Below are 17,495 nucleotides of genomic sequence, written 5' to 3'. Positions count from 1 at the left end.
GTCGGCTCGCCGCGCCGCCGCGCGCAGCACGCGTGCGCACCGCCGCGCCCGCTTCGGACCACCATGAGACTCAAGGCGAAGATATTCCTCCTGGCCATCGTGCCGTTCCTGCTCGCGATCGCCGGGATCGGCTTCGGCGTGCGCCAGCAGGCGACCTCGCTCGCTCGCACGCAGCACGCGACGATCGAGGCGGCGTATCTGGCGAGCAAGGAAGGCGAGCTCAAGCATTACGTCGAGCTCGCGACCAGCGCGATCATGCCGCTGTACGAAGCGAGCGGCCGCAACGGCCGCGACGACGCGATGCTGCGCACGCAGGCGCTCGCGATGCTGCAGAAGATGGACTTCGGCCCGGACGGCTATTTCTTCGTATACGACCTGCACGGCAATTCGCTGATGCATCCGCGCGAGCCCGAGCGGGTCGGCCACAACTTCTGGTCGATGCGCGACCCGCAGGGCGCGCTGACGATGCAGCAGCTGATCGGCGCCGCGTCGCACGGCGGCGGCTACGTGCGCTACGCGTGGCAGCGGCCGTCCACCGGCAGGATCGCGCCGAAACTCGGCTACGTCGTCGCGCTCGATCGCTGGGGCTGGATGCTCGGCACCGGCATCTATCTCGACGACGTCGACACCGCGCTGCAGCGCATCGACGCGCGCGCGTCGGCGAACATCGAGCGCACGATGAGCTGGCTCACCGCGATCGCGCTGACCGGCGCCGCGGCGATCGCCGTGTGCGCGCTGGTGCTCAACGTCAGCGAGTCGCGCAGCGCCGACGCAAAGCTCAAGCAGCTCGCGCAGCGCGTCGTCGAATCGCAGGAACAGGAGCGCGAGCGCTTGTCGCGCGAACTGCATGACGGGATCAGCCAGATGATGGTGTCGGCGAAGCTGATGCTCGAATCCGCGCTCGCGCGCTTCGAGCGCGGCGCGACGCGCATGCCCGCAGCCGAGCAGGCGCTCGCGTCCGGCATCGGCCGGCTCGGCGACACGCTGCGCGAGGTGCGGCGCATCTCCCATGCGCTGCGCCCGGCGATGCTCGACGATCTCGGCCTCGCGGCCGCGCTCGAGCAGCTCGTGCGCGAGCTCGGCGAGCAAAGCGGCATCGACATCGGCTACACGCAGGTCGCGCACAGCGGCGCGCGGCCGTTGCCGGCGCCCGTCAACACGGCGCTGTTCCGGATCGCACAGGAAGCGCTCAGCAACATCGTGCATCATGCGCATGCGTCGCGCGCGGCCGTCACGCTCGACGTCGGCGCGCATGCGGTCACGCTGAGCATCGCCGACAACGGCTGCGGCTTCGATGCCGAGCGCACGCAAACCGACGCGCGCCGCGGAATCGGGCTGCGCAACATGCGCGAGCGCCTCGACGCGCTCGGCGGCACGCTGACGATCGCGTCGCAGGTCGGCCACACCGTCGTGGCCGCGCGCGTGCCGCTGCGCGCCGCCGCGTGACGACGCGCCACCATAACCGGAGACCTTTGCCGATGAGCCCACCCGACACCGCCCGGCCCGCCGCCCGACTGCTGCTCGTCGACGATCACCCGCTGGTGCGCGACGGGCTGCGGATGCGGCTCGAGGCCGCCGACCTGTCCGTGGTCGGCGAAGCCGGCAACGCGGACGAGGCGCTCGCGCTCGCCGCGTCGCTCGAGCCCGATCTCGCGCTGATGGACGTCGGCATGAACGGGATGAACGGCATCACGCTCGCCGGCGTCTTCCACGAACGCTTTCCGGCGATTCGCGTGCTGATGCTGTCGATGCACGACAACCTCGAATACGTGACGCAAGCGGTGCGCGCCGGCGCGAGCGGTTATCTGCTGAAGGATTCGCCGGCGAGCGAGATCGTGCGCGCGATCGGCGCGGTGCTGGCCGGGCAGACGTTTTTCAGCGAAGGGCTGGCCGCGCGCATGATCCACGCGAGCGCGACCGCGTCGCCGCTCGACCGGCTGACGCCGCGCGAACGCGACATCCTCGACGCGCTGGCCGAGGGGCTGTCGAGCAAGCAGATCGCGCAGCAGACGGGGCTGTCGGTGCGCACGGTCGAGACGCACCGGCTCAATCTGAAACGCAAGCTCGACATCGAAGGGCAGGCGGAGCTGATCAAGTTCGCGGTCGAGCATCGGCGGCGGTAGCGGGGCTGGGCAGGGCAGGGCGCGCGCGTGCGTCGCGTGGCAGTTCCACCGTCGCGCAGTGGCCATGTGCGGCGGCGGCGACCGCAAAAGGAGGTCGTCGCCTGCCGAGCGGATGGCCCGCCACGGCATCGCCCCGTTCACGCGACGTATATCACCCCGTCGACCGCTTGCGCACGCCAGCTGGATTTCGGCCGCACGCCAATGAAAAAGGGCGCCCTGGAGCGCCCTTGATTCATACGGACCGACCGAGCGCGTCGCTCAGTTCGTGCGCGCGTTGTGCTTCTGCAGATACGCGATCAAGCCGTCGATGCCGCCCGACGCGAGCTGGCTCTTGAACTGGCCCTGATAGACCTGGATCAGCCATGCGCCCGACATGTCGATGTCGTAGATCTTCCAGTCGTTGCCGACCTTGCCGAGCCGGTAGCCGACCGACTGGCTGTCGCCGGGCGTCGTCACCGTCGATTGCACCAGCGCATCGGCGCCCGATGCACCGCCGGCCTTGAACGAGAACTTCGCGTCCTGGCTGCCGAGCTGCGCGAGCGACGCCGCATAGGTGCGCGTCATCAGCAGCTTGAACTGCTTGTACAGCTCCTGCTGCTGTTGCGGGTTCGCCTGCTTCCAGGCGTCGCCGACCGCGATGCGCGTCGTGCGCTCGAAGTTGGTCGCGGGCAGGAAGCGCTGCTCGACGACTTGCGTGACCTTCGCCATGTTGCCGCTGCGCGCGACCGGATCGGCCTTCATCGCATTGACGGTGCCTTCGACCGCATTGCGGACGACGTCGACCGGCGCGCTCTGCGCGAAAGCGGAAACCGACACGGCGGCCGCCGCGACGAAAGCAAACAGATGACGTTTCATACGGATATTCGCACTCGATGAGAAAAAACGGCCGGCGCATTGCACCGATTGCAGCGGCCGGTGGGTCGAAGTATAGCGGCCCGCACGCGCGCCTGCCGTGCCGTGACCGACTGTTACCTTTCAGCCCCCTTTGTCACAGCCGCTGCATAGCGCGGCGAGGCGTGCCGATTATTAAGCACACGCTTACCAATTGCCGGTGCGCGGGGCCGATTCCCGCTATGCGGAGCAAATATCCTTCCCGCCCCTTTACGAGCCATCGTCACGACCGAGCGCACGTTGCGCCGGTATACTCGTTGCTTTGCCCTTGCCAGCCGCTCCCCACCGCCAAATGGTGACATCTCTCATCATCCGACTCGTTGCATGGTCGGTACGCCGCCCCGTCCTGGTCGTCGTGCTGTCGCTCGTCATTGCCGCATGCAGCGGCGTGTACGTGGCACAGCACTTCAAGATCAACACGGACATCAGCAAGCTCGTCGATGCCGAGCCGCAATGGGCCGCGCTGGGTCAGGCGGTCGACAACGCGTTCCCGCAACGTAACGGCACGATCCTCGCGGTCGTCGAGGCGCCCGCGCCCGAGTTCGCGACGGCCGCCGCGCACGCGCTCACGGGCGCGCTGCAAAAGCAGTCCGACGCGGGCCGCATCGGCCAGGTCGCCGAGCCCGGCGGCGGGCCGTTCTTCGAGCACAACGGCCTGTTGTTCCTGTCGCCGCAGGAAGTGTCGGACACGACGACGCAACTCGCGAGCGCGCGGCCGCTCGTCAACGAGCTCGCGAAGAACCCGAGCCTGACGGGCCTCGCGACGACGCTGTCCACGCTGCTCGGCCAGCCGCTGCTGACCGGCCAGGTAAAGCTGCCCGAGATGGCCAAGCTGCTCGCACGCAGCGCCGCGACGGTCGACGACGTGCTGGCCGGCAAGCCGGCCGCGTTTTCGTGGCGCGGGCTGGTCGACGCCGACGCCGCACGGCAGCCGGCGCGCGCGTTCGTCACGGTGCAGCCGGTCGTGAACTACGGCGCGCTGAAGGCCGGCGCCCAAGCCACGCAGGTGATCCGCGACACCGCGAAGGCGCTCGACCTCACGCAACGCTATGGCGCGGTCGTGCGCATCACCGGCGAGCAGCCGCTCGCCGACGACGAATTCGCCTCGGTCGAGGACGGCGCCGCGCTCAACGGCGTGCTCACGCTGCTCGCGGTGCTCGTGATCCTGTGGCTCGCGCTGCGCTCCAAGCGGATGATCGGCTCGGTGCTGGTCACGCTGTTCGTCGGCCTCGTCGTGACGGCCGCGCTCGGCCTCGCGATGGTCGGTTCGCTGAACATGATCTCGGTCGCGTTCATGGTGCTGTTCGTCGGCCTCGGCGTCGATTTCTCGATCCAGTACGGCGTGAAGTACCGCGAGGAACGCTTCCGCGACCCGCGCATCGATCACGCGCTGATCGGCGCCGCGCACTCGATGGGCATGCCGCTCGCGCTCGCGACCACGGCGGTCGCGGCGAGCTTCTTCTCGTTCATTCCGACCGCCTATCGCGGCGTGTCCGAGCTCGGCCTGATCGCGGGCGTCGGGATGTTCATCGCGCTGCTGAGCACGCTCACGCTGCTGCCGGCGCTGCTGCGCCTGTTCGCGCCGCCGGGCGAATCGAAGACGCCGGGCTTCCCGTGGCTCGCGCCGGTCGACGATTTCCTCGATCGCCATCGCAAGCCGATCCTGATCGGCACGCTCGGCGTCGTGATCGGCGCGCTGCCGCTGCTGCTGTTCCTGCGCTTCGACTTCAACCCGCTGCACCTGAAGGATCCGCACAGCGAATCGATGGCGACGCTGCTCGCGCTGAAGGATTCGCCCGAAGCGGCCGTCAACGACGTCACGCTGCTCGCGCCGTCGCTGGCCGCGGCCGACGCGGCCGCCAAGCGCCTCGACGCGCTGCCGGAAGTGGGGCGCACGACGACGCTGTCGACGTTCATTCCGACCGACCAGCCGGAGAAGCGCGCGGCGATCGCCGCGGCCGCGAGCGATCTGCTGCCCGCGCTCACGCAGCCGGCCGCGCCGCCCGCCACCGACGCGCAGCGCGTCGCCGCGCTCAAGCGCGTGTCGGACCTGCTGAGCTACGCGGCGGAAGATCATCCGGGCCCGGGCGCGGCCGCCGCGCAGCACTTGTCGGCATCGCTCGCGAAGCTCGCCGCAGCCGACGCCGCGACGCGCGATCGCGCCGAACACGCGTTCTCCGACACGCTGCGTATCGCGCTCGAGCAGCTCGCGACGCTGCTGCAACCGCAGGACGTGACGCGCGAATCGTTGCCGCCGCAACTGGTGCGCGACTGGGTCGCGCCGGACGGCCACGCGCTCGTGCAGATTTCGCCGAAGGTGCCGAAGGGCGTCGACCCGAACGACGACACGATGCTGCGCCGCTTCGCGAAGGCCGTGAAGGCGGCCGAGCCGGGCGCGATCGGCGGCCCGATCTCGATCCTGCATTCCGCGGAGACGATCATCAAGGCGTTCCAGCACGCGGCGCTGTGGTCGATCATCTCGATCACGATCCTGTTGTGGATCACGCTGCGCCGCTTCGGCGACGTGCTGCGCACGCTGGTGCCGCTGCTCGTGTCGGGGCTCGTGACGCTCGAGATGTGCGTCGTGCTCGGCATGTCGCTGAACTTCGCGAACATCATCGCGCTGCCGCTGATGCTCGGCGTCGGCGTCGCGTTCAAGGTGTACTTCGTGATGGCGTGGCGCGCCGGGCAGACGGGGCTGCTGCATTCGAGCCTCACGCACGCGGTGCTGTTCAGCGCCGCGACGACGGCGACCGCGTTCGGCAGCCTGTGGCTATCGCACCATCCGGGCACGTCGAGCATGGGCAAGCTGCTCGCGCTCGCGTTGACCTGCACGCTGATCGGCGCCGTGGTATTTCAGCCCGTTCTGATGGGCAAACCGCGCGTGAAGCGCGTCAAGAACCAATCGCAAGGAAACAATGAATAAGGTGCGAATCATGACGGTGACCGTCGCCGCCGGCGCTCTGCTGAGCGGCTGCGCGACGGGCCCGAACCGCAACCCCAACGACCCGTTCGAGCCGGTGAATCGAGCGGTGTACACGTTCAACGACACGGTCGACACGCACATCGCCCAGCCGATCGCGAAGGGCTATCAGAAGATCACGCCGACGCCGCTGCGTACCGCGATCAGCAACTTCTTCTCGAACCTCGGCGACCTCGGCAACATCGCGAACAACCTGTTGCAGCTGCGCATTACCGACGCGACGCAGGATCTGATGCGCGTCGCGATGAACTCGGTATTCGGCGTCGGCGGCCTGATCGACATCGCGACGCCCGCAGGGCTGCCGAAGCATCACCAGGACTTCGGGCTGACGATGGCGCGCTGGGGCATGCCGGCCGGTCCGTACCTGGTGCTGCCGGTGTTCGGGCCGAGCACGATCCGCGACGGCGTCGGCCGCGCGGTCGACGTGCGCTTCAACCTGCTCAACTACATCGAGCCGGCCGTGCGCAATCCGATGTACATCGCGCAGTTCGTCAGCGCGCGTTCGGACCTGCTCGGCGCGACCGATCTGCTGAAGCAGGCGGCGCTCGATCCGTACTCGTTCGTCCGCGATGCGTATCTGCAGCAGCGCAAGTCGCTCACGTTCCACGGCGAATCGGCGTCGGCCGAAGCGCCGAACTACGCGCAGCCCGATGAATCGGGCGCGGCGCCGGCGGCCGCGCCGTCCGCGCCGGGGCTGCCGAATTACGAAGATCCGGGCGACGCGGGCGGCGCAGCGGGTGCAGCGCCGAACAATGCGCCGGCCGCGGCCGGCTTGCCGCAGTACGACGATCCGGGCGCGGACAGTGCGATGCCTGCGAGCGCGGCGGCGGCTTCTGCCGTGCCTGCCGCGTCCGCCGTGCCTGCTGTGTCTGCAGCACCCGCTGCGGCGCCGGCAACGCCTGCATCGGCGTCGACCGGCGCAACGACTGCGCCGGCCGCCAACGGCGCACCGATCGCGCCGGCAATGCCGACGCTCCCCGCGAGCGCGCCTGCCGCGCAGTAACGCGGCACCGCGCCGGCCGCAATGCCGGCGAGCGCTGCATCATGCAGCGCTCGAACCGTCGACGAACCCCATGTTTCTCGGAACATGGGGTTTTGTTTTTTGGGCGGCAGCATGGTTGACGCGGTATGGCGCGATCCGTTCGAGCAAGCCCGCGAGATCGCTACCAGGTCGCCGTCACGAAGCCGTGTAGAAGCCCCCGCACGCGTGCCCGACGCGCAGCGCAACCGCTCGCCGTTACACGATGGCGAGGTCCCCGTGAAGGCACACCCGGTTGCGTCCCGAGCGCTTCGCCTCGTAGAGGGCTGCGTCCGCTCTCGCGCTCAGGTGGTCCAGGGTTTCGCCCGCTCGCCAGCCGGCCACGCCGCAACTGATGCTGTATCGACACGGCCCGGCGGCGGTCGTCATGGGCTGGGCAGCGACTGCATGGCGCAGCCGCTCCGCGATGGCCCGCGCGTCGTCCAGCGCCGTTGCCGGCAGCAGCACGGCAAATTCTTCGCCGCCCATGCGGCCAAGCACGTCGCCACGCCTCAGTTGCATCTGCGTCACGCGGACGAATTCGCGCAGCACGGCGTCCCCGCCAGCATGGCCGAGCGTATCGTTGATCGCCTTGAAATGATCGAGATCGACGATCAGCAGCGCGGTCGGCGAACCCTGCCTGCCCGCTTCCGCCAACTGGACGTGTGCAACGGCTTCAAAGCCCTTGCGCGAAAGCGCGCCGGTGAGGAAGTCGCGGTTCGCGGCCTCGCGCGCGTCGGCGAGCAGTACGTCGTGCACCATCATCATCGAGGACATCGATAGCGTCGGCATGATCGCCGCGGCCGCGACCAGCAAGATCACGTTGCCGGTGGAGGCGAACATCAGCGGGCTCGACGCTTCGTCCAGCGTCATGAAATAGATCCCGCGCGCGATCTGGCATAACGCGAAGAGGAATGCCATCGCGGCGGTCACGCGATAGGAATAGGCCGATCGTCCGGACGGGCGGTGCCGGAGCACCAGAAGCGCGACCGCGATGCAAACCGCAGCAGTGAACAGCGTGGTGACGAGTACACGAAGCGGAATGCTGTCGACCGCATAGCGCCAGTAGACGAGCGCGATTCCCAGCGGCAGAAGGGAGACCATCAGCACCGGCCAGTGGGCCGGACGCCCCAGAAAACGGGCACAGCCGGCATAGTAGGCGACGGCCGCCCATGCCATCAGCATGTTTGCAGCAACGACGGACAGGGTATCCGGAATCCTGAACCGCATCAGGAACAGCGGCAGAGCGACGACGGTCGCGACATTGGCGGCGAACCATTCGAGCACGCCCGGTATCCCCGATCGGAGCAGCGAACCGAGCAGCACCAGCAGCACCGCGCTCATGAGTGCGGACGTGGCGATAGCCATGGCAGGATCGAGCATGTCAGTCGTAGACCAAATCGGGGTTCGCCAGATTACCGCGGAACGCGGCGCGAATCTCGACGACGATGTGCTGCTCATCGCGGCAGCCGCAATCCCGACGCTCGATTTTCCGCGAACGACGCTCGTGTGCGCGTGCGCGAAATCAGGCAACGCAGCGGCACGAGAAACGAAACGCGGCGCGCGCCGCTCAGACCATCCGCATCGCGCCCGCACGCTCGAACGCGTGCCGCGCCTGGATCAGCGTCGTGCGCGCCGCGCGCGCGTCGGCGGCCACCTGCAGCAGCGGGCCGAGCTGCGACGGCTGCTTCAGCAGTTCGCGCAGGATCGGCAGGATGGCCGTGCTGCCGTCGTCGCGCAGCCCGGCCGTCGCCGCGCGCGGCAGCGTGCGCCAGGCGGGATCGACGATCGCGCGGCACACCGCGAACGGCACGCCGCGCGACGCCGCGAACGCGGCTGCGATATGCGATTCCATGTCGACCGCGAGCGCGCCCTTGGCGCGATTCAGCGACGTCTTTTCCTGCTCGCTGACCACCGGTGCGCCGACGGCCGCCATCGTGCCGCGCGTGACGCGCGACCACACCGGCGTGTCGTGCAACGCGGCGACGAGCCGCGTGCTCCAGGCCGGATCGGTCTGCACGCGGCCGAACGGCCCGTCGATCGCGTCCGCGATCACGAGCGCGCCCGGCGCCAGATCGGGCGCGAGCCCGCCCGCCGTGCCGAAGCTCACGATGCCCGCACAACCGCGCGCGGTCGCCTCGGCGAGCGCGCGCTCGAGCCGGTCGGCGCGTGCGGCGAATACGGCCTCGACGCCGTGACCGCGCGCGATGCGCGCCTCGAACGCCATCCCCGTGACGGCGATGACGGGCAACGTGCCGGTGTGCAGCGTCGCAGCCACGCGTCAGATCCCGACCGTCACGCGCGTCGCGTTGGCGCGCTTCAGGTTGCGATAGCGCGCGAGCGCCCACAGCGGGAAGAACTTGCGATAGCCGTGGTAGCGCAGATAGAACACGCGCGGGAAGCCGGTCGCCGTGAAGCGCGTCTCGTCCCACAGGCCTTCGTCGTTCTGCTGCGCGATCAGGTAGCCGATCCCGCGCTCGACGGCCGGGTGGTTCACTTCACCGGCGGCCATCAGGCCGAGCAGCGCCCACGCGGTCTGCGACGCCGTGCTCGGCGCCGGTTCGAAGCCGCGGTAGTTGAGCTTGTAGCTGTCGCCGTCCTCGCCCCAGCCGCCGTCCTTGTTCTGGATCGACAGCAGCCACTGTGCGGCGCGCTTCACGCGCGGATCTTCCGGCCCGAGGCCGGCTGCGTTCAGCGAGCACAGGGCCGTCCACGTGCCGTACACGTAGTTCATCCCCCAGCGCCCGTACCAGCTGCCGTCCGGCTCCTGCTCCTTGAGCATGTAGTCGAGCGCGCGGCGGGCCGGCTCGCTGCTCAGCGCGCTTTCGCCGAGCTGCGCCAGCATCGACAGGCAACGGCCCGACACGTCGGCCGTCGGCGGATCGAGCAGCGCGCCATGATCGGAGAACGGGATGTTGTTCAGGTAGTACTGCGTGTTTTCCGGTTCGAACGCGCCCCAGCCGCCGTCGCTGCTCTGCATGCCGACGACCCATTCGCGCGCGCGCGCGATCGATTCGCGATACGTGTCCGTGTTCTGCAGCTTCTGCGCGCGATCCATCGCCATCACGACCACGGCCGTGTCGTCGACGTCGGGGTAGTGCGCGTTCGCGTACTGGAACGCCCAGCCGCCGGGGCGCACGTTCGGACGGCGCGAGATCCAGTCGCCGCGCACGTCGAGGATCTGCAGCGGACGCAGCCAGTCGAGGCCGCGCAGCACAGCTTGCTCCGCACGCGCGTCGCCGGTTTCGAGCAGCGCATGCGCGACGAGCGACGTGTCCCACACCGGCGACAGGCACGGCTGGCAATACGCTTCGTCGTCGTGCACGACGAGCAGCTTCTCGATCGACTTGCGCGCGATCGCCCGATTCGGATGATCTTCGGGATAGCCGAGCACGTCGTACATCATCACGGCGTTGGCCATCGCCGGATAGATCGCGCCGAGCCCGTCCTCGCCGTTCAGGCGCTCGTCGACGAACGACACGGCCTGGCGGATCGCGCGTTCGCGCGTGTAGCTCGGGAACAGGCCGTCCGCCGCGCGCAGCGCATGGTCGACCACGCGGAAGAAGGCGAACCAGCCGGGGCTCTGGTGGCCCTGACGCGGCAGCAGCCCGGCGTTGACCGGCGGGTCGATGAACAGCTCGTCGATCCGCACGCCGCGCGGGTTCTTCGCGAGCGGCCGCTTCGCGTTCAGCACCAGCAGCGGCACGATCACGGTGCGCGCCCAGTACGACACCTTCGACAGGTGGAACGGGAACCACTGCGGCAGCAGCATGATCTCGACCGGCATCATCGGCACCGCGCGCCACGGAATCGCGCCGAACAGCGCGAGCTGGATGCGCGTGAACACGTTCGACATCTCGGCGCCGCCCATCGCGTGGATCGCGCGCCGCGCGCGCTGCATGTGCTCGGCATTCTCGTCGTCGCCGATCACCTTCAGCGCGAAATACGCCTTCACGCTCGCGCTGACGTTCGGCGCGCCGTCGGTGAACAGCGGCCAGCCGCCGTCGGCCTGCTGGATGCGGCGCAGATAGCGGCCGATCTTCTGTTCGAGCTCGAGATTCGGCGTCTCGCCGAGAAAGTGGACGAGCAGCACGTATTCGGCGGGAATCGTCGAATCGGCTTCGAGTTCGTAGACCCAGTGTCCGTCCGCGTTCTGTGCGGCCAGCAGCGCGTCGGTCGCGCGGGCGACGGACGCGTCGAGTCCGGCCGGCACGGTGCCGGCGGACAGGTTAGCCATATCGGTGAGATCGTTCATCGGTCCCTCTGTTGCTTACTGTGTCTGGAGCACGTCCGCGGCCAGCTGGCCGGAACGGATCGCGCCCTCGATCGTGGCGGGCAAACCGGTGGCAATCCAGTCGCCCGCCAGCACGAGATTGGTCCAGCGCGTGCGCACGGCCGGACGTTTCATTTCCTGCGACGGCACCGCCGCAAAGCCCGCGCGCGGCTCGACGACGAGCTGCCACGCGGGAAGCGGTTCCGGACGCGCGCCGCTCACGCGCGCGACATCTTCCCAGACGCGCCGCGCGAGCGCATCGCGCGGCATGTCGAGCCAGCGGCCCGCATCGCGGATCGTCGCGGCGAGCGCGCCGGCGCCGCTGCGCACCGCGTCGACGACGCCGTTGACGACCGTCGTCTGCAGCGCACTGCCTGCCGCCGGCGTGTCGTGCGCGAAATACGCGGTCACGACCGCGCTGAACGCATCGGGCGCGGTGAGCTCGGGCACGAGCGGCTGCGCGACCTCGGGCGGCACGGCCAGCACGACCGCGTCGCCCGGCGCGAGATCGATGCGCTCGCCGCCGATCGCGACCGCATCGACCGCATTGCCGTGCGCGCCGAATTCGAGTGCATCGAGCCGCGAGTTCAGCCGGATCTGCGCGCCGCCGTGCTGCAGCATCCGCAGCGCCGGCTCGACGAACGCGCTGCCGAGCCCGTGGCGCGCGACGAGCGGCCGGCAGCCCGCGCCGCCCGCGGCAAACATCCCGCACAGCACCGCAAGCGCGAGCTCCGCGCTCGCGTGGCGCGGCTCGACATTCAGCGCCGCGAGGAAATACGGCCGCAGCCAGCGGTCCCACAGCACGCCGTCGCATCGCATCGTCTGCGCGAGCGAGCGGCCCGGGCGCGCGAACGCGAGCGCAGCGAGCGCCGCGTAGTCGAGCGGCGTGGTGCCCGGTGCGCGCGAAGCGGCGTCGAACAGCCAGGCCGGCCAGTGTCCGCTGCCGAAGCGCAGCGTCCAGCGCTGCTGCGACGCGACGTCGACCACCGGGTATTCGGCGAGCGCCGGCCCCGTCAGCTGGTCGGCCGCGCCGATCCCGCGCAGATAGCGCTGCATCGCCGTCTGTCCCGCGAACACCTGATGCAGCCCGCTGTCGAGCGTCGTGTTCAGCATCCCGTCGAACCACGAGCGGCAACGGCCGCCCGCCTGCGCATGCGCGTCGTGCAGCACGATGCGCCGCCCGCGGCGTTGCAGCTCGACGGCAGCCGACAGGCCGGCGAGTCCTGCACCGATCACGTGGACGGTTCTGGGCATCGGCTCAGAACAGCGCGTAGCGCGCGGCGATCATCAGCATGCGCGCCTTCGGCTTGCGCAGCGGCGCGCGCGGATACGCGAAACCGCGCGCGATCGCGGCTTCCAGAATGCAGCGATACGCGCCCGACATGATGCGCGGCGCCTTCACCTGCGCGCGCGTGCAGGTGTCCATCACCGCATCGGCGGCGCGGAAATGCGCGAGCGCGCGTTCGACGAGCGTCGCGCACACGCGCGGCAGCGCCGGGTCGCGCACGATCGTCGCGGGATCGGCGATCGCGATGCCCTCGCGCGCGAGCAGCTCGCGCGGCAGATAGCAGCGGTTGATCGCCGCGTCGTCGTCGATGTCGCGCAGGATGTTCGTCAGCTGCAACGCGCGGCCGAGATGGTGCGACAGCTCGATGCCTTCCGCTTCGGGGATCCCGAAAATCCTCACCGACAAGCGGCCGGCCGCGCTGGCGACGCGATCGCAGAACAGGTCGAGCGTCGGCTCGTCGGGCGCGCAGATATCCTCGGCGGCGTCCATCGCCATGCCGTCGATCATGGCGTGAAAGTCTTCGCGGCGCAGGTCGAACGCGCGGATCTCGCGCTCGAGCGCAACCAGATGGCGCGGCGGCTGGCCGGCGAAGCACGCGTCGATGTCCGCGCGCCAGCGGTCGAGGCCCGCGTTGCGCTCGGCGCGCGGCAGGTCGCTGTCGGCGATGTCATCGACGGCGCGACAGAACGCGTAGACCTGGAACATCGCGTCGCGCTGCGCGGCCGGCAGGATGCGCATCGCCAGATAGAAGGAGCTGCCCGATGTGACGGCAGCGGCGTCGGTTTCTTGTTCGTCCACGACGAGATTGGAAACGGCCAAGACGAGCTCCACGGAGACACCCACGCGGGGCGATTGAAGAGGCCAGGCCCGGCTGGGTTGGTCAGGGCGTCGGATGCGTGCGAGATATGCGAACGATCGACGCAGACAGGCATAAATTACCGGCCGGAAGCCGGAATTGGGCGAAAGTATAGCAATCTTTGAAGTTCGATGGCGGAGACTCTCCGCGCGTCGCGGGCCGCCGCGCGGGGCCTGCGCGGCGGGCGCCCGCGTGCAATGGCATCGGGGCGGCCTCAGCCGTAAACGATGTCGCGCTGCAGGTCGAGCGCGATGAGGCCCATTTCGCGCGTGAGTTGCAGCATCGCGCGACGATCGAGCCGCGAGCCCATGAAGCTCGTCACGCGGCCGTCGGGCTCCGCGGTGAACTGGAACGACGACGCGCCGGTGCCGAACCACGCGCCGGGCACGTCGGGCGATTCGTGCCAGTCGATCTCGTCGAACACGCGCGTGATGCCCGCACGCACGGCGTCTGTCGGGCCGATCGGTGGCGCGACGTCGCCGAGATCGTCGAGGGAATAGGGGCCGGGCTTGTCCGGCTTGCGGTAGAAGAGATAGTCGACGTTCATGGGGCGCAATCGGAACGAAAGCGCCAAATTGGCGCGCTTCGTGACATATTGAAATCAGATCACTATGAAATGTGATCTGTACGACACAAAATAGCGCCATTTCGCGCGCAACGCAACGGCGGGGCGGGCGCGTGCCGCGATGTGCGTCCGCATGCTTGCACGCGCGCCGCATCGTCTAAGATGGACACCTCTCTCGAACAAGACGAACGCCATGGAGACGAACGTAACCGCCGCCCAGCAGTCCGACCATCCCGTTTTCGTGCTCGTGCACGGTGCGTGGCACGGCGCATGGTCCTATGCGCCGGTCGCGGCCGCGCTGGCCGCGCGCGGTTATCTGTCGATCGCGCGCGACCTGCCCGCGCACGGCATCAACGCCCGCTTTCCCGCGTCGTATCTCGCACGACCGCTCGACAAGGACGCGTTCGGCGCGGAGCCGTCGCCGGTCGCGAACACCACGCTCGACGACTACGCGACCCAGGTGCTGCAGGCCGTCGACGACGCGTATGCGCTCGGCCGCGGCAAGGTCGTTCTGGTCGGGCACAGCATGGGCGGCCTCGCGATCACGGCCGCCGCGGAACGCGCGCCGGAGAAGATCGCGAAGCTCGTCTATCTCGCGGCGTTCATGCCCGCCTCGGGCGTGCCCGGCCTCGACTACGTGCGTGCGCCGGAGAACCACGGCGACATGCTCGGCGCGCTGATGCTGGCGAGCCCGCGCGTGGCCGGCGCGCTGCGGATCGATCCGCGCAGCGGCGATGCGGCCTATCGCGCGCAGTTGAAACAGGCGCTGTACGACGACGTGCCGCAAGCCGATTTCGACGCAGTCGCGAACCTGATGACCTGCGACGTGCCGGCCGCGCCGTTCGCGACCGCGATCCCGACCAGCGCCGCGCGGTGGGGCGCGATCGATCGCCATTACATCAAGTGCCTGGCCGACCGCGTGCTGCTGCCCGCGTTGCAACAACGCTTCATCGACGAAGCCGATGCGTTCGCGCCCGACAATCCGACCCACGTGCATCAGCTCGACAGCAGCCATTCGCCGTTCATGTCGCAGCCCGCCGTGCTCGCCGGCGTGCTGGCGGATATCGCGAAAAGCTGAGCGGCGCGCAGCGCCGCCGCGCTCAGCCGAACGCGACCGAGCGGTCGCGTCCGAGCCGCTTCGCACGATACAGCGCGGTGTCGGCCCCGTTGACGAGCACGTCGCACGATGCGAGCCCAGGCGTCGCGTACGCGGCGCCGACGCTCGCGGTCACCGCCACGCTGACGCCTTCCGCCTCGACCGGCGTGCTGCCGATCGCGTCGCGCACCTTGTCGGCGACGAGCAGCGCCTCGTCGAGATTCGTGCAGGGCAGCAGCAGCGCGAATTCCTCGCCGCCGAAGCGGCCGAACGTGTCCTGGGCGCGCACGATCGACGCCACGCGGCGCGCGGTCTCGCGCAGCACCGCGTCGCCGACGGCATGCCCGAAGCGGTCGTTGATCGTCTTGAAGTGATCGAGATCGAACAGCAGCACCGACAGGTCGCCGCCGTAGCGCTGCCAGCGCGCGAATTCGTCGCCGAGCCGCGCCTCGAAGTAGCGCCGGTTCGCGATGCCGGTCAGGCCATCGACGTTCGCGTGCTCGCGCAGCTTCGCGACCGCCTCCTCGCGCTCGCGCTGCATCACGCTCACGTGCGTGACGTCCGAGATCGTCACGCACACGGCCTCGACGTCGCGGCCGCGCGTGAGCGGCATGAACGTGCAGTCCTGCTGCATGTAGTCGACGCCGCCGGTGATCGGCCGGTCGTGCTCGAAGCGAAACAGGTAGGGCCGCTGCTCCCACGAGCTGAACGCGAAGCTGCCGAGCTGGAACACGCTCTGGAGCTTGCGCTCGAGCCACGCGCGCGGCAGATCCGGAAAGCAGTCGAACAGGTTGCGGCCGATCACATCGGCGGCCACCGTGCCGCTGTGGTCCTGCATGAAGCGGTTCCACATCAGCACGTTCATCGCGCGATCCAGCACGAACAGGCCGAAACCGACCCGCTCGATCACGAGATCGCTCAACGACGGCGTGCCGGCGGTATTCATAGCGCGGACAGCAACGCGTCGAGCGCGTCGCCCATCAGCCGGATCGAATCCTCGGCCATCAGCATCACGAAGTGCGCGCGGAACCCGTGATCCTCGAGGCCGAAGTTCACTTCCAGCAGCAACGCGACGCTCCATGCGAGCGCGTTCGGCTGGAATACGTCCTCGAACGACACGTTCGCGCCCAGCAGCCCGGGCGGGAAGAACACCGGCTTGCGGCCGAGTTCGTCGAGAATCGACGCGACGCACGCGCTCATCAGCACGTTGGCGACGTCGAACACGAGTTCGTCCTGCGTCGCCATGCCGGCATACACGCCGTCGCCGAACGTGCGCTCCATCAGCGACATGAGCCGCGCGACGCCGGCGGTGCGGCACAGCACGATCGCCTCGCCCTTGATGTCGGAACGGAAGCCCTGGCGTACGGCCGTCACGTTCTCGTGAATCCCCGTCATCTCGCGCAGCGCGGCGCCGGCTTCCGACGCCCCGACGACCCGCACGCGCGGGACCGACAGCTCGATGAAGTGGCCGAGCAGCAGCGCGAGCCGTGCAGCGGCACGACCCATCGCGAGGTTGGCGATTTCCTGCAACGCGTCGCGTTGCTCCGCCGTGAACACCGATTCAGGCATACAACCCATACTCCTTGAGAATGGGCAGCAATGCCTCCGACGTCACGGGCTTGGCTACGAATGCGATCGCGCCGAGTTCGCGCACGCGGGCTCGCGCCTGCGGCTGAATATCGGCGGATACCACGATCACGAACGTGTTCAGATCTTCGTGGCGCAGTGTCTCGAGGACCTGATAGCCAGTCATGTCGGGCATCGTCAGGTCCAGAAACATTACGGAAGCTTTGCCGTCACGATAGAGCGCCAGGGCCTCATGACCATTCGCCGCATATGCTACGTCAACGTCCCAGTCTCCCGGCAACGCCTTGGTCAAAAGCTTGCGGGCGAGCAAGGAGTCGTCGGCGATCACGATCGGCAAAGGCATGGCAGCGAAGCGGTGTACGGAATGGTCTCTCTCGCGTTAACGACCGCTCGGCGCCGTTCTTGAGGCGCCGTGCAATCAAACGCTGGCACCGCCTTGCAATCGCACGCGGGCGGCGCGGCACGAAGCACGCGACACACCGCGCCGCAATCGCCGGCGGGCGCATGTATCTGTCATAGGGAAAGCAAGGGGCGATTCTCGGAGTAAACCGGAGGCGGTGCAACTCGCCATTTTCACCATTTCGAACAGAATCGGTCCGATCTCCGCGCGTTGTCGAAACAGGCTCGATCATTTTCGAGATAAGCACGCAAAATTTTTCCTTGTGTACGTTTGCGCTGCCGGATTCATAGCGTTTTCATTCTTTCAATGCAGCCCTGTCGGATTCGACAGGTTTGCGGGTGCGTCCGGGCGAGACGGTGGGCGTGCACAACTCGTTTATGATGGGGCACTCCAGCCTCGTCGCCCTGTTCAATGA

Annotated in this window: 15 protein-coding genes; 5 read left to right on the top strand and 10 right to left on the bottom strand. The window is 68.6% G+C overall.

The genetic code is table 11. The features are described 5' to 3' along the window. Nucleotides 1-63: 63 nt before the first annotated feature. A complete protein-coding gene (locus C3Y15_RS21735) occupies nucleotides 64-1,446 on the top strand; it encodes a cache domain-containing protein (RefSeq protein WP_034193757.1) in 1,383 nt (460 codons plus the stop codon). 32 nt (nucleotides 1,447-1,478) lie between these two features. Next, the gene (locus tag C3Y15_RS21730; protein WP_011881156.1) at nucleotides 1,479-2,123 is read left to right on the top strand and encodes a response regulator transcription factor; all 645 of its coding nucleotides are present in this window, start codon (nucleotides 1,479-1,481) and stop codon (nucleotides 2,121-2,123) included. Nucleotides 2,124-2,381: 258 nt separating this feature from the next. Here the strand turns inward: C3Y15_RS21730 and C3Y15_RS21725 are convergent, their stop codons facing one another. Next, entirely contained in the window at nucleotides 2,382-2,978 is a 597-nt protein-coding gene (locus C3Y15_RS21725; protein WP_011881155.1) for an ABC transporter substrate-binding protein, read from the bottom strand. 328 nt (nucleotides 2,979-3,306) lie between these two features. Here C3Y15_RS21725 and C3Y15_RS21720 point away from each other — a divergent pair, with 328 nt between their 5' ends. After that, nucleotides 3,307-5,940, top strand: a complete 2,634-nt coding sequence (locus C3Y15_RS21720) for an MMPL family transporter (protein WP_059561657.1) — start codon at nucleotides 3,307-3,309, stop codon at nucleotides 5,938-5,940. Further along, complete coding sequence (locus C3Y15_RS21715; RefSeq protein WP_041494040.1) at nucleotides 5,933-7,000, top strand: VacJ family lipoprotein; 1,068 nt, start codon at nucleotides 5,933-5,935, stop codon at nucleotides 6,998-7,000. The genes C3Y15_RS21720 and C3Y15_RS21715 overlap by 8 nt, the downstream gene beginning before the upstream one ends. Nucleotides 7,001-7,234: 234 nt before the next feature. On the opposite strand, the gene C3Y15_RS21710 is transcribed toward C3Y15_RS21715, so the two are convergent. The 6 genes from C3Y15_RS21710 to C3Y15_RS21680 all read right to left on the bottom strand — a co-directional run bounded on the left by C3Y15_RS21710 (nucleotide 7,235) and on the right by C3Y15_RS21680 (nucleotide 13,979). After that, entirely contained in the window at nucleotides 7,235-8,398 is a 1,164-nt protein-coding gene (locus tag C3Y15_RS21710) for a GGDEF domain-containing protein (RefSeq protein ID WP_034193760.1), read from the bottom strand. Between the two features lie 187 nt (nucleotides 8,399-8,585). Then, a complete protein-coding gene (locus C3Y15_RS21705; RefSeq protein ID WP_069246586.1) occupies nucleotides 8,586-9,293 on the bottom strand; it encodes a phosphorylase in 708 nt (235 codons plus the stop codon). A 3-nt stretch (nucleotides 9,294-9,296) separates the two neighbouring features. After that, nucleotides 9,297-11,270 (bottom strand): squalene--hopene cyclase, encoded by a 1,974-nt coding sequence (shc, locus tag C3Y15_RS21700; protein ID WP_014724264.1) that lies wholly within the window; start codon nucleotides 11,268-11,270, stop codon nucleotides 9,297-9,299. Nucleotides 11,271-11,285: 15 nt separating this feature from the next. Further along, nucleotides 11,286-12,542, bottom strand: coding sequence for a hydroxysqualene dehydroxylase HpnE (gene hpnE / locus C3Y15_RS21695; RefSeq protein ID WP_069246587.1), 1,257 nt, complete (start codon nucleotides 12,540-12,542; stop codon nucleotides 11,286-11,288). A gap of 4 nt (nucleotides 12,543-12,546) precedes the next feature. Then, nucleotides 12,547-13,395, bottom strand: a complete 849-nt coding sequence (gene hpnD / locus C3Y15_RS21690) for a presqualene diphosphate synthase HpnD (RefSeq protein ID WP_014724262.1) — start codon at nucleotides 13,393-13,395, stop codon at nucleotides 12,547-12,549. A gap of 251 nt (nucleotides 13,396-13,646) precedes the next feature. Continuing rightward, on the bottom strand, nucleotides 13,647-13,979 hold the full coding sequence (locus C3Y15_RS21680) for a hypothetical protein (RefSeq protein WP_011881147.1): 333 nt from the start codon (nucleotides 13,977-13,979) through the stop codon (nucleotides 13,647-13,649). Between the two features lie 211 nt (nucleotides 13,980-14,190). Here C3Y15_RS21680 and C3Y15_RS21675 point away from each other — a divergent pair, with 211 nt between their 5' ends. Then, nucleotides 14,191-15,075, top strand: a complete 885-nt coding sequence (locus tag C3Y15_RS21675; RefSeq protein WP_011881146.1) for an alpha/beta fold hydrolase — start codon at nucleotides 14,191-14,193, stop codon at nucleotides 15,073-15,075. Between the two features lie 22 nt (nucleotides 15,076-15,097). On the opposite strand, the gene C3Y15_RS21670 is transcribed toward C3Y15_RS21675, so the two are convergent. Genes C3Y15_RS21670 through C3Y15_RS21660 form a run of 3 tightly spaced genes read right to left on the bottom strand, consistent with a single transcriptional unit; the run spans nucleotide 15,098 to nucleotide 17,023 of the window. Continuing rightward, nucleotides 15,098-16,039, bottom strand: coding sequence for a sensor domain-containing diguanylate cyclase (locus C3Y15_RS21670; RefSeq protein ID WP_011881145.1), 942 nt, complete (start codon nucleotides 16,037-16,039; stop codon nucleotides 15,098-15,100). Continuing rightward, nucleotides 16,036-16,662: a chemotaxis protein CheC gene (locus C3Y15_RS21665; protein ID WP_011881144.1), complete on the bottom strand. Its 627-nt coding sequence runs from the start codon at nucleotides 16,660-16,662 to the stop codon at nucleotides 16,036-16,038. Before C3Y15_RS21665 ends, C3Y15_RS21670 begins: the two co-directional genes overlap by 4 nt. Further along, a complete protein-coding gene (locus C3Y15_RS21660) occupies nucleotides 16,655-17,023 on the bottom strand; it encodes a response regulator (RefSeq protein ID WP_011881143.1) in 369 nt (122 codons plus the stop codon). Before C3Y15_RS21660 ends, C3Y15_RS21665 begins: the two co-directional genes overlap by 8 nt. Nucleotides 17,024-17,495: the final 472 nt, after the last annotated feature.

This window comes from Burkholderia sp. B10, from assembly GCF_004368385.1.
GTDB lineage: Bacteria > Pseudomonadota > Gammaproteobacteria > Burkholderiales > Burkholderiaceae > Burkholderia > Burkholderia vietnamiensis.
The sequence above is the reverse complement of the archived record's forward strand: the minus strand, read 5'-3'. Positions and strand labels throughout refer to the sequence as shown.